10 protein-coding genes, 1 tRNA gene and 1 pseudogene are annotated in these 11683 nt (G+C 59.3%); 7 read left to right on the top strand and 5 right to left on the bottom strand.

Annotation, left to right across the window (positions count from 1 at the left end):
• Nucleotides 1–21 precede the first annotated feature (21 nt).
• The 3 genes and pseudogenes from pgsA to J3P81_RS14810 form a co-directional block, all read left to right on the top strand.
• Nucleotides 22–582, top strand: coding sequence for a CDP-diacylglycerol--glycerol-3-phosphate 3-phosphatidyltransferase (pgsA, locus tag J3P81_RS14820; protein ID WP_030141409.1), 561 nt, complete (start codon nucleotides 22–24; stop codon nucleotides 580–582).
• A gap of 62 nt (nucleotides 583–644) precedes the next feature.
• Nucleotides 645–720, top strand: a tRNA-Gly gene (locus tag J3P81_RS14815).
• 222 nt (nucleotides 721–942) lie between these two features.
• Nucleotides 943–1581, top strand: a pseudogene (locus J3P81_RS14810) (tyrosine-type recombinase/integrase); the annotation flags it as partial.
• A 10-nt stretch (nucleotides 1582–1591) separates the two neighbouring features.
• Here the strand turns inward: J3P81_RS14810 and J3P81_RS14805 are convergent.
• Nucleotides 1592–2101, bottom strand: a complete 510-nt coding sequence (locus J3P81_RS14805) for an Lrp/AsnC family transcriptional regulator (RefSeq protein ID WP_434559473.1) — start codon at nucleotides 2099–2101, stop codon at nucleotides 1592–1594.
• 199 nt (nucleotides 2102–2300) lie between these two features.
• On the opposite strand from J3P81_RS14805, the gene J3P81_RS14800 reads away from it, so the two are divergent.
• The 4 genes from J3P81_RS14800 to mdeB all read left to right on the top strand — a co-directional run bounded on the left by J3P81_RS14800 (nucleotide 2301) and on the right by mdeB (nucleotide 7062).
• Complete coding sequence (locus J3P81_RS14800; protein WP_434559471.1) at nucleotides 2301–3317, top strand: 1-aminocyclopropane-1-carboxylate deaminase; 1017 nt, start codon at nucleotides 2301–2303, stop codon at nucleotides 3315–3317.
• Between the two features lie 108 nt (nucleotides 3318–3425).
• Entirely contained in the window at nucleotides 3426–3887 is a 462-nt protein-coding gene (locus J3P81_RS14795; protein WP_434559469.1) for a transketolase, read from the top strand.
• A 56-nt stretch (nucleotides 3888–3943) separates the two neighbouring features.
• A complete protein-coding gene (locus tag J3P81_RS14790; RefSeq protein WP_434559467.1) occupies nucleotides 3944–4363 on the top strand; it encodes a hypothetical protein in 420 nt (139 codons plus the stop codon).
• On the top strand, nucleotides 4354–7062 hold the full coding sequence (gene mdeB / locus J3P81_RS14785) for an alpha-ketoglutarate dehydrogenase (protein WP_434559465.1): 2709 nt from the start codon (nucleotides 4354–4356) through the stop codon (nucleotides 7060–7062). The genes J3P81_RS14790 and mdeB overlap by 10 nt, the downstream gene beginning before the upstream one ends.
• A gap of 10 nt (nucleotides 7063–7072) precedes the next feature.
• On the opposite strand, the gene J3P81_RS14780 is transcribed toward mdeB, so the two are convergent.
• From J3P81_RS14780 to J3P81_RS14765, 4 genes are read right to left on the bottom strand one after another with little or no spacing between them, the layout of a single operon-like run.
• The gene (locus tag J3P81_RS14780; RefSeq protein WP_434559463.1) at nucleotides 7073–8227 is read right to left on the bottom strand and encodes a M20 family metallopeptidase; all 1155 of its coding nucleotides are present in this window, start codon (nucleotides 8225–8227) and stop codon (nucleotides 7073–7075) included.
• Nucleotides 8224–9648 (bottom strand): M20 family metallopeptidase, encoded by a 1425-nt coding sequence (locus J3P81_RS14775; protein ID WP_434559461.1) that lies wholly within the window; start codon nucleotides 9646–9648, stop codon nucleotides 8224–8226. Before J3P81_RS14775 ends, J3P81_RS14780 begins: the two co-directional genes overlap by 4 nt.
• Nucleotides 9645–10634 (bottom strand): ABC transporter ATP-binding protein, encoded by a 990-nt coding sequence (locus J3P81_RS14770; protein ID WP_434559459.1) that lies wholly within the window; start codon nucleotides 10632–10634, stop codon nucleotides 9645–9647. Before J3P81_RS14770 ends, J3P81_RS14775 begins: the two co-directional genes overlap by 4 nt.
• On the bottom strand, nucleotides 10631–11647 hold the full coding sequence (locus tag J3P81_RS14765; RefSeq protein WP_434559457.1) for an ABC transporter ATP-binding protein: 1017 nt from the start codon (nucleotides 11645–11647) through the stop codon (nucleotides 10631–10633). The genes J3P81_RS14770 and J3P81_RS14765 overlap by 4 nt, the downstream gene beginning before the upstream one ends.
• Nucleotides 11648–11683: the final 36 nt, after the last annotated feature.

The following is an 11683-nucleotide window of genomic DNA, read 5'->3' as shown; positions in this document are numbered from 1 at the left end:
ACCTCGTAGCCAGTTGTGCCGATGAATATCCCAAACCTGATTACCGTTCTACGCGTCCTGCTCATCCCGATCTTCATATTGCTGTTCTATTTGCCGTACCACTGGAGCTACGTGGCCTCCGCCTCGGTCTTTGCCTTCGCAGCCGCGACGGACTGGCTCGACGGCTACCTGGCTCGCCGCCTGGAGCAAAGCACGCCGTTCGGCGCGTTCCTAGACCCAGTGGCCGACAAACTGATGGTCGCGGTGGCCCTGGTGCTGCTGGTGCAGGAACACGGCAACCTCTGGCTGACCCTGCCGGCGGCGGTGATCATCGGGCGAGAAATTGTCGTATCGGCGCTGCGTGAGTGGATGGCCGAGCTGGGCGCCCGCGCCCAGGTAGCCGTGTCGAACCTCGGAAAATGGAAAACCGCCGCGCAGATGCTGGCCCTGGTGATTCTGCTGGCCAACCCCTCGGATTTCAGTTTTTGGGTGCTGTTGGGTTATGCCTTGCTGCTGGTGTCCGCTGGGCTGACGCTATGGTCGATGGTCCAATACCTGCGCGCCGCCTGGCCGCACCTGCGGACTGACGTTGATCCGAAATAAACTTTTTTGAATCAAAGGGTTGACGGCGTGTTTGGATTCTATAGAATGCGCCACACCAAGACGCGGGAATAGCTCAGTTGGTAGAGCACGACCTTGCCAAGGTCGGGGTCGCGAGTTCGAGTCTCGTTTCCCGCTCCAAATATTGCGCTACAGAGTTCCACTGAATTCTGTAAGTGATTGAAATAAGGGCCTTTAGGCCCTTTTTTCGTTCCAGCGGGAACCACTGAAATCCAGCACTATCCGGTGCGTTTAAGTCCAGGATTGAGTCCAGAATCCTGACGCGTACCGAATCGGTTTGATGCTGGAGCAGATTGTGTAGCGAGATGAGCATCTGGCCCTGACTCTGTTCAGGAGCTCGCGATGGCACTCTCAGAAATGACAGTTCGGCATGCCCGAATCACCGGTAATGACTACACCCTCGGCGACAGCGATGGTCTCACACTCAATGTGACGGCCAGAGGCGGAAAAGTCTGGCTCTTCCGTTATTACTGGGCTGGCAAGCAGAAGCGCATGTCCTTGGGTTGTTACCCACAAATCTCCCTCAAAGAAGCACGTACACGACGTGACGATGCGCGCGCCTTGGTTGCCCAGGGCATCAACCCCTATGAGCATCGTAAACAACAGCGACTTGCTGTTCATGCTGCGAAGGAGCACACCTTCGAGGCCGTGTTCAATCAGTGGGTGGAGTTCCGCAGGCTAAGCCTGAAGGAAGGGCGCCAGAGCACGCTCTCGCAGATCTTGAGGATCTTCAGTAAAGACGTCCTGCCCCTACTGGGTGGGCGGTCCATCTACGATATCAATCGTCACGATCTGCTGGATTTACTGAGCAGGATCGAACAGCGCAAGGCCTTAACGACCGCCGAAAAATGCCGGACTTGGTTCAACCAATTGTTCCGCTATGCGCTGGTGAATATCGAGGGGCTGGAACACAACCCAGCTTCGGACCTTGATGTGGTTGCAATCCCCAAACCGCCTGTTACGCGCAGACCGACCCGCCGGGGCTTGCGCCTCAAAGTGGGATGTGCGTTGTCGACAAGACCTGGCGCAACCCCATGAACGAGCGAATCTGGCGAACCCCGGGCAAGTAAAGCAATTGCTCCGCATGGAGCCGGTTGAAGCTGTTGCTGTCCTTCGTGCGCAGCAACATGAAGTAGTCGAACTCTCCCGTCACCACATGGCACTCCATGCAGCCGGACACTTTTTGGGCGGCTGCCTCGAATGCGGCGAAGGATTCCGGTGTGGAGCGGTCCAGCACTACGCCGATCAGTACCACCATCCCCGCATCCAGCGCTTCATTGTCCAGCAGTGCGACGATGTTCTTGATCAGGCCGGCCTGCTTGAGCCGTTCGACACGCCTTAGGCAAGCAGGGGCACTCAATTTCACCTTCTCTGCAAGCGTGACATTGGAGATGGAGGCATCTCGTTGCAGGGCCTTGAGAATGGCGCGGTCGGTTCGATCCAGTGGCTGCGGCATTGGGGCTGAAACGCCCGGCTTCTTGTGAGTATTTGTTGCTTTCATATTGATTTCTACACATTAAAAGTATGTTAAGTGCCATCTGATGGAAATTATGTTTCGCCAAGCGATAAAAACTTGCAACACATATTTTTCCGATTCTTCTTAATATTGAACTCATCGAAGCCCTCCTGAAAGAGCCTTCAATGCGGCCCTTTTTCCTTTCGGTCTGGCGCTTGGATATCCAATATCAAGGAGCAGAGTCATGAACCTGAATCGTTTTGAACGTTATCCATTGACCTTCGGTCCTTCGCCCATCACGCCCTTGAAGCGCCTGAGTAAACATCTGGGGGGCAAGGTCGAGCTGTATGCCAAACGTGAAGACTGCAACAGTGGCCTGGCCTTTGGTGGGAACAAGACACGCAAGCTCGAATACCTCATTCCCGAAGCGCTCGAGCAAGGCTGCGATACGCTGGTCTCCATCGGTGGCATTCAGTCGAACCAGACCCGCCAGGTTGCCGCAGTCGCTGCCCACTTGGGCATGAAGTGCGTGTTGGTGCAGGAAAACTGGGTGAACTATTCCGATGCGGTGTATGACCGGGTAGGCAACATCGAGATGTCGCGAATCATGGGCGCTGACGTGCGGCTTGATGCAGCTGGCTTCGATATCGGCATTCGGCCAAGTTGGGAAAAGGCCATGAGCGATGTCGTGGAGCAGGGCGGCAAACCGTTTCCGATTCCGGCGGGTTGTTCCGAGCACCCTTATGGCGGCCTCGGTTTTGTCGGCTTTGCCGAAGAAGTGCGGCAGCAGGAAAAAGAACTGGGCTTCAAGTTTGACTACATCGTGGTCTGCTCGGTGACCGGCAGTACGCAGGCGGGCATGGTGGTCGGTTTCGCGGCTGACGGTCGTTCAAAAAATGTGATTGGCATTGATGCTTCGGCCAAGCCGGAACAGACCAAGGCACAGATCCTGCGCATCGCCCGCCACACCGCTGAGCTGGTGGACCTGGGACGCGAGATTACCGAGGAGGATGTGGTGCTTGATACGCGTTTCGCCTACCCGGAATATGGCTTGCCCAACGAAGGCACCTTGGAGGCCATCCGTCTGTGCGGCAGCCTTGAAGGCGTGCTGACCGATCCGGTGTACGAAGGAAAATCGATGCACGGCATGATTGAAATGGTGCGTCGTGGTGAATTCCCCGAAGGCTCGAAAGTGCTTTACGCGCACCTGGGCGGGGTGCCGGCGCTGAACGCTTACAGCTTCCTGTTTCGTAACGGCTAAGTGTGGCGCTGCTTTTGGAGTCATCTGTGGGAGCCCCTGTGGGAGCGAGCAAGCTCCCCACGGGGAATTGCGTCAGCCAGGCTCAGGAATCACACCGGGAGTACCATCATGCATGCGTTATCGCAGTCTGCAATCTGGGTGAAAGAACCCCTGGCGGATACCGGCGTTGTCATCGTGACCAGCGCAGCGTTGCCCAAGTACATGATTGACTCGTTGCACATGGCGATCGACGACTGGGACCAGGTTGCCTATCTGGTGGTCCAGCAATCCAAGGCATTCATGCTCGACTGGCTGCAGTTTGGGGCCCACTCGATAGAGCCGGTGCCGGCTAGCACCTGTCGGGCCAGCCAACTGCTGCACGGTATCTCCAAAGGTTGTTTTTTACTGGATATCGAAGACACCCCGATACCCCGTCTGACCTGGCTGGGATCAGTCTGCGGACACCCACTGCGTGTCCTCAAGCTGGGAGACGCAGCCTCCCAGGCAGCGATCGATAAACAGGTGGAAGAGATTTTATCGGTGACCCGGACACTGGTGAAAAGCGGGTTGCAGGAACGTTGTTTCAGCTAGCAGATGTCATCGCCATTCTCGCCTGAATTTATTCTCCAAATAGAAAGGCCACATCCATGAGCCGATCTGCCGACTGTCGTTCTAAAACCCTGAAGTGGATGCGTGAGCCTTCGAGCTGTACGCGCATCGTGGTCATCGTGTCCGCAATGGACAGTGATCATATTGACCTGATGCATCACGGGTTCAGCTGTTTTGACAATATCGCGCTGGTACAGGTTGAGCCTTCAGGCAGGGGGGCGCAAAGGTGCGTTGAAGTACACGTCGCGGGGTGTGATTACAGCTTTCTCGTTTGCGGTGAACTGGAAGAGTCTCTGTTAAATGATCTTTCCATTGGCAATCCGTGCATCTACCAGATAGGGCAAGGCAGCTGGGCCGAGCGCTCCGTGATTGAAGCGGTAGAGCAGGTCAAGAAACTCGCCCGATTGAGCTATTCACGCCTTGAAACGTTACCCGACATTTGCAGGATATGCCCATGAACGACCTGTCCGATATTCACGCCCAATGGCCGGGCCAGGCCACCGAAGATGCTCAAGAAATTGCTGAATGGCGGGACGCCTTGCTGTCGGTTATCGCCCATAGCGGCGCGGTTCAGGCCAAGCAGATCCTCGACATGCTGATGACTGTGGCAAGCGCCTCGGACATCGATTGGCGGCCCAGCCATGGCACGCCCTACATCAATACCATCGGTGTCGAGCGCCAGCCGGTATTTCCAGGGGACCTGGCCATCGAAGAACGGCTGGCCTCGATCATGCGCTGGAACGCGTTGGCGATGGTTGCCAGGGCCAACCACGCTTATGGCGAATTGGGCGGACATATCGCCAGTTATGCCAGCGCGGCGGACTTGTTCGAAGTGGGCTTCAATCATTTTTTCAAAGCGCGGACCGACAGCAACGGTGGCGATCTGGTGTTCTATCAACCGCATTCGGCGCCAGGGGTCTATGCCCGGGCGTTCCTCGAGGGCCGCCTGGAAGAAAAGGACCTAATGCATTATCGGCAAGAGATCGGCGCATGCGCCAAGGGCGCCCGAGGGTTGTCGAGTTACCCGCATCCTTGGCTAATGCCGGATTTCTGGCAGTTTCCGACGGGCTCCATGGGCATTGGTCCAATCAGTTCGATCTACCAGGCGCGTTTCATGCGTTACCTGGAGCACCGGGGCCTGCAAGACACCACGGGTCGAACCGTCTGGGGCGTGTTTGGCGACGGCGAAATGGATGAGCCGGAAAGCATGTCGGCGCTGACGATGGCCACCCGGGAAGGGCTGGATAATCTGGTCTGGGTGGTCAATTGCAACCTGCAACGGCTGGACGGGCCGGTTCGTGGCAATGGACGCATCATTGACGAGTTGGAGGCGTTGTTTGGTGGGGCAGGCTGGAACGTCATCAAACTGGTCTGGGGTTCCGACTGGGACAGTTTGTTTGCGCGCGATACAGATGGCGCGCTAGTAAAGGCGCTGTCCAGTACTGTCGATGGGCAGTTCCAGACGTTCGCGGCCAAAGACGGGCGCTTCAACCGGGAACATTTCTTTGGCCAGAACGAGGCATTGGCCCATCTGGTACACGGCCTGACGGATGAGCAGATCGATCGTCTGAAACGGGGCGGTCACGACATGGTGAAGATCTTCGCCGCCTATCAAAGCGCACTGCGCGAAGGCAACAAGCCCACTGTGATTCTGGCGCAGACCAAGAAAGGCTTCGGCATGGGCGATGCCGGACAGGGCAAGATGACCGTGCACCAGCAGAAGAAGCTCGACAAGGAGGCGCTGATCGCGTTCCGCAAACGTTTCAACCTGCCGCTGACCGATGAGCAGGCCGCCTCGTTGAGCTTCTTCAAGCCCGCTGAAAACAGTGCTGAAATGCGCTATCTGCATGAGCGTCGCCGTGCATTGGGCGGGTACATGCCATCGCGTCCTTCGACCGCCGAATCATTGGCGGTGCCTGACGTCAGCAGCTATGGCACGTTTGCCATTGCCGCGGATGGCAAGGAGATGTCTACCACCATGGCGTTCGTGCGAATGCTCAGTGGTTTGCTGCGGGACAAACAACTGGGCCCGCGCATCGTGCCGATCGTGGCGGATGAAGCGCGTACGTTCGGCATGGCCAGCCTGTTCAAGCAGATCGGCATTTACTCCAGCGTGGGGCAGCGATATGAGCCGGAAGACATCGGCTCGATCCTGAGCTATCGAGAAGCGCTGGACGGCCAAATTCTCGAAGAGGGCATCAGCGAGGCAGGGGCGATCAGTTCCTGGGTTGCAGCAGCGACCAGCTATTCGGTGCATGGCTTGCCGATGCTGCCGTTCTACATCTATTACTCGATGTTCGGTTTCCAGCGCATCGGCGACCTGATCTGGGCCGCAGCGGATCAACGGGCTCGCGGTTTTCTGCTCGGGGCCACCGCCGGCCGCACGACATTGGGCGGTGAAGGTCTGCAGCACCAGGACGGCAACAGTCATCTGATGGCGGCGATGGTCCCCAATTGCCGGGCTTACGATCCGGCATTCGCCTGCGAGTTCGCGGTGATCCTGGATCACGGCATGCGCCAGATGCTGGAGCGTCAGGTGGACGAGTTTTATTACGTCACCTTGATGAACGAGAACTACCCGCAGCCCAGCCTTCCTGACGGCGTCGAACAGGCGATTATCAAGGGCATGTATCGGTTCGCCGGGCATGAAGTCGAGGGTGCGCGTGGACGTGTGCAGTTGCTGGGCTCCGGCGCCATCCTGCGCGAAGTGATTGGCGCCGCCGAGTTGCTGGCCAGCGATTGGGGTGTCGACAGCCAGGTCTGGAGCGTGACCAGCTTCACCGAGTTGGCTCGTGATGCGCGCGAAGTGGAGCGCTGGAATCGACTGCATCCTGGACAACCTTCGCGCCGCAGTCATGTCCAGGTGTCGCTCAACGACTCGGCGCCGATCATTGCCTGCACCGACTACGTTCGCGCCCTGCCGCAGTTGATCGCCAGTTATCTCGACGCCCACTACACGGTACTCGGCACCGATGGATTTGGCCGCAGCGATACCCGCAGTCAGCTGCGCAGGTTCTTCGAAGTGGACCGCCACCAGATTGTCCTGAGTGCATTGACTGCATTGGTGAACACTGCGCGCCTCGATGCCAATGTATGTGCCGAGGCCATTGAACGCTACGCGATTGATGTTGACGCGGTGGCCCCTTGGGACGCTTGAAACCGGGCAATCAACAGTTATCACCGACCGCCAGAATGGTCGCCACCAACGCCAGAGCGCGAGGCACCAGCGTGTCCAGTTCCAGATATTCACGGTCGGTATGGACTTTGCCACCCACTGGCCCGAGGCCACACAGGGTCGCAATGCCCAGGCTTGCTGTGAATCCGGAGTCGGCACAACCGCCGGTGAACTCACCTTCGACGCTGAAACCCAGCGCCAGCGCTTCTTGTTGGTAGATTTGCAGCAGCCGTTCGCTGTGACAGGCTTCCATTGGTAGAAAGGTTGTCGCTTCCTTGAGGATGGCGCGGGTGCCTGCCAGTTCTTCCTCTGCGACGATGGCCTGAATTTCGGTAAAGAGTTGATCCCAGTGCTTGAGTTCGATGAAGCGCACATCCAGCCGGGCAGAGGCGCTGGGCGCGACGGTGTTGCTGGAGGTGCCACCGGCTATCAGGCCGACATTGGTCGTGATGCCTGCTGTGTAATCGGTCAAGGCATGGAGCTTGACGATCTTGCGTGCCAGGGCTTCGATGGCACTGGCGCCGTCGGCATGGTTGACCCCGGCATGCGCCGCGCGGCCGCTGACTTCGATGATCAGCGTGGCGCCGCCTTTGCGTGCGCTGACCACGTTGCCGCTGGCCCGGCCGGGTTCGGTATTGAGCACGGCACGGGCGCCACGGGCGGCTTTTTCGATATGGGTCCTGGCGCTGCCGGAGCCGATTTCTTCGTCGCCGGTGTACAGGACCTGCACCGGGTAGGGCAACTGACCGGCGCGCTTGAGTGCCCTGAGCGCGAAGCAATTGAGCACCAGGCCGCCTTTCATGTCGGCGACGCCGGGGCCATAGGCGAGGTTGGCAGCGCGGCTGTAGCCGCGCGTCGAGGTGGTGCCTTTGGGAAACACCGTGTCGCGATGGCCCAGCAACAGCACCGGCTTTCCAGATGCGCCTGGCACCTCTGCGAGTAGCACGTCGCCAAAATCATCGACCGGCATGCGCTTGAGCAGGATGCCGTCGGCTTCCAGTTCCGTCGCGAGCAGCGCGCCCACCGCGTCGACGCCCGCCTTGTCATAGCTGTTGGAGTCGGTGTCAACGATACGTTGTAGCAGCGACTCCATGGCGTGGCGCTGGCCGGCAAGCCAGTCCAGCGCCTGTTGTGGCGAGTCGCTCATTGCGCCTGCTCCCGCAACTGGTGCTCCTGAGTCAGGCGTGCCGCATCGTTGCCCAGGTCCCAGAACAGACCGGCCATGATTTGCAGGCTTTCCTTGACCACCGGCGCCAACAAGTGCTCATTCGGCGCATGTTGCGAGCAGGCCGGGTACGAGTGCGGTACCCACAAGGTCGGCAGGCCAAGCACGTCGGCGAAGACGTCGTTGGGCAGCGAGCCCCCAAGGTTTGGCAGCAGCGCAGGTTTTTTACCGGTGGTCTGTGTCAACGAGCTGAGCGCCCAATTGACCCACGGGCTTTGCGGGTCCAGCCGAGTGGCATGCATCACATCGATGCGACTTTGCTTGACCTCGACATTGCTGAAGCCATGGGCATCCAGGTGGGCACGAACCGCCGGGATAAAGGTCGTGTAGTCGCTGTTCACTACGAAGCGGATATGGCAGTGGGCATTGGCTCTACCAGGGATCGCATGCACGGGGGCATCCGGGTTGCCGGTCTTGAAGGCGATGACGTCGAGGGTGTTCCAGCCGAACACCTTTTCGCTCAGCGAGAGCTGTGGGTTACCCCAGTTGGCGTCGATTTCCGGATCGCCCGGGCCGCCGCCCACATCAATATCAGCCAGTGCCCGGCGAACCGGTTCCGGCAGTGACTCGGGCTGTAGGCCTGCCACTTTCACCCGGCCCTGTTCATCGACCATGCTGGCGATGGCATTGGCCAGAATGATGCCTGGGTTGGCCAGCAAGCCGCCCCAGTTGCCAGAGTGATGGGCGCCTTCGCGCAAATTGACCACCAGCTCGAAATTGAACACCCCGCGTGAGCCGAGAAAAATCGTCGGTCGTGATGCCGCCAGGCGCGGGCCGTCCGAGGCGATGAAGATATCTGCCGCAAGCTCTTCGCTGTGGGCGGCACAGAACGCGTTCAAGCCCGGCGAGCCTTCTTCTTCGCCCATTTCCAGCAGCAGCTTGACGTTAAAACCCAGCTTGCCGTCGCGAGCCTTGAGCGTTTGCTCCAGCGCGGTCAGGTTGATCAAGTGCTGGCCTTTGTTGTCCGCCGTGCCGCGGCCGTACCAGCGATCACCTTCGACAGTGACTTGCCACGGGGACAGGCCTTCACGCCATTGCGCTTCATAGCCGCGCACCACATCACCATGGCCGTAGCTGAGTACGGTCGGCAGTTCCGGATGTTCGATGCGTGTGGCGATCATGAAGGGGCCACGCTCTGCCACCGGGTTGTCATAGATCTTGACGCTGAAGCCCATTGCCTCGACATGCGGGGTGATGAAGTCATTGAGGTAGCGATACAACTCGGGCTGGCTGTCCGATGCCTGGCTTTCGGTGTGCAAGGCGACGCTGCGTTCGAGCAGGTTTAAAAAAGCGCCGTTGTCGAATTGCGCGGTGGTGTTGCTGATGGCCAATGAACGACTCATGAGTGGACAAGCTCCAGTGTTTGGGCGGGACTGTCGTGAAGGTGGCAACGCACGTTGCCGCCGATAATGGAATCATTGGCCGGGTAGGCCGTTTTGCAGGGTGCGAAGCAGCTCGGGCAGCGCGGGTGAAACGCGCAACCGGACGGCGGTGACATCGGATTGGGAAAGGTGCCGTGCAGGCCGATGTCGGGAATGCCCAGACGCGGATCGGGGGTGAGCACCGAGTCCAGCAAGGCGCGGGTATAAGGGTGGCCGGGTTCGGCAAACAACGCTTCGCGCGTACGTTCTTCGACGATGCGCCCCAGGTACATCACCGCGACCCGGTCGGCGAGGTGTTCGATGACCGCGAGGTTGTGGCTGATCAGCAGATAGGTCAGGCCGAATTCGCGCTTGAGGTCTTGCAGCAGGTTGAGGATCTGCGCCTGCACCGACACATCCAGTGCCGAGGTGGGCTCGTCGCAGATCAACACATCGGGGCGCATGATCAGCGCGCGTGCGATCGAGACGCGCTGGCGTTGTCCGCCGGACAACTGGCTCGGGTAGCTGTCGATCACCCGCTTGGGCAGACCGACCACATCGAGCATCGTTTCGGTCTTCTTGCGCCGCTCGGCGGGGCTGCCGATGTCATGCACGATCAGCGGCAGGGTAATGATTTCGCGCAGCGTCTTGCGTGGGTTCAGCGAAGAATACGGGTCCTGGAATATCGGCTGGATGTGCCGGGACATTGTCTTGCGATCCGTCGCCGCCAGATGTTTACCATTGACCAGCACATCGCCGCTGGTAGGCGGCAACAGGCCGAGCAGCAGCTTTGCCAGGGTACTTTTTCCGCAACCGGACTCACCCACCAGGCCGAGGGTCTCGCCCCGCATCAGCCGCAGGGAAACGCCATCCACGGCCTTCAGGGTGGCGGCGGGTTTGAAAAAGCCCTGGTTGATCCGAAACTCGCGACGGATGTCGCACAGCTCCAAAGCGATGTCTTTTTTCATGACCGTGCACGCTCCTGAAGGCGAATCGGTGCCGGGGCTGGTGCGGCGAACAGACAGCGCGCCATGTGTCCGTCCTGCTCGACTTCGGGGATGTCTTGCGCGCAGGCCGGTATCGCCTGACCGCAACGATTGCGGAACGCACACCCTTGCTGTTCGCCTACCAGGCTTGGCACCAGACCTGGAATCGAACCCAGCGCCGCCCCCGGTTTGGTCTGGCCCGGGATCGGGATACTGGCCAGCAGACCACGTGTGTACGGATGCTGCGGGTTCTCGAACAGCTGCAAGGCAGGGGCGGTTTCGACGATTTCCCCGGCGTACATCACGGCGACCCGATCGGCGATTCGCGCCACCAGTCCCAGGTCGTGGGTGATGAAGATCACCGCCAGGCCGAGCTCTTTCTGAATGTCGCGAATCAGGTGCAGGATCTGCGCTTGAATGGTCACGTCCAATGCAGTGGTGGGCTCATCGGCGATGATCAGGTCCGGTTCGCACATCAGCGCCATGGCAATGATCACCCGCTGGCGCAAACCGCCAGACAGTTGATGCGGGTACTGGCGCAAGCGCTCGGTGGCATTGCTGATGCCGACTTTCTCCAGCATCTGCCCGGCGCGCAACAGGGCTTCCTTGCGCGACACCTTGCGATGCCGGGTCAGCACTTCGCTGAGTTGATCGCCAATGCTGTAGGCCGGATTCAGCGAGGTCATCGGTTCCTGGAAGATCATCGCCAGGCGGTTGCCGCGCAGGTCGCACATGTGCCGTTCGCTCTGGCCGATCATGTCGATGCCGTCCAGCATCAGCCGCGACGCCGTGCGCTTGGCCTTGCGTGGCAACAGGTCCATCAGCGCCAGCGACGTCAAGGATTTACCGCAGCCGGATTCGCCGACGATGCACAACATTTCACCGCGCTCGACTTCAAAGGTCAGACCGCGCACCGCATGCAGCATGTCATCCGGCGTCGGGCGGTTGCCCATGGGGATATCCACGCGCAGGTTTTCTACATGGAGTAGTGCCATGTTCGGTACCTTCTATAGTTACGGCATCTATCAGTT

The organism is Pseudomonas sp. R1-6 (assembly GCF_051132115.1).
Lineage (GTDB): Bacteria > Pseudomonadota > Gammaproteobacteria > Pseudomonadales > Pseudomonadaceae > Aquipseudomonas.
The sequence above is the reverse complement of the archived record's forward strand: the minus strand, read 5'-3'. Positions and strand labels throughout refer to the sequence as shown.

Coding starts and splice junctions, on each gene's coding strand:
- J3P81_RS14795 (WP_434559469.1), top strand. CDS start 3,426: ATGCATGCGTTATCGCAGTCTGCAATCTGGGTGAAAGAACCCCTGGCG.
- J3P81_RS14780 (WP_434559463.1), bottom strand. CDS start 8,227: ATGAGCGACTCGCCACAACAGGCGCTGGACTGGCTTGCCGGCCAGCGC.
- mdeB (WP_434559465.1), top strand. CDS start 4,354: ATGCCCATGAACGACCTGTCCGATATTCACGCCCAATGGCCGGGCCAG.
- J3P81_RS14770 (WP_434559459.1), bottom strand. CDS start 10,634: ATGAAAAAAGACATCGCTTTGGAGCTGTGCGACATCCGTCGCGAGTTT.
- J3P81_RS14775 (WP_434559461.1), bottom strand. CDS start 9,648: ATGAGTCGTTCATTGGCCATCAGCAACACCACCGCGCAATTCGACAAC.
- J3P81_RS14805 (WP_434559473.1), bottom strand. CDS start 2,101: ATGAAAGCAACAAATACTCACAAGAAGCCGGGCGTTTCAGCCCCAATG.
- pgsA (WP_030141409.1), top strand. CDS start 22: ATGAATATCCCAAACCTGATTACCGTTCTACGCGTCCTGCTCATCCCG.
- J3P81_RS14765 (WP_434559457.1), bottom strand. CDS start 11,647: ATGGCACTACTCCATGTAGAAAACCTGCGCGTGGATATCCCCATGGGC.
- J3P81_RS14800 (WP_434559471.1), top strand. CDS start 2,301: ATGAACCTGAATCGTTTTGAACGTTATCCATTGACCTTCGGTCCTTCG.
- J3P81_RS14790 (WP_434559467.1), top strand. CDS start 3,944: ATGAGCCGATCTGCCGACTGTCGTTCTAAAACCCTGAAGTGGATGCGT.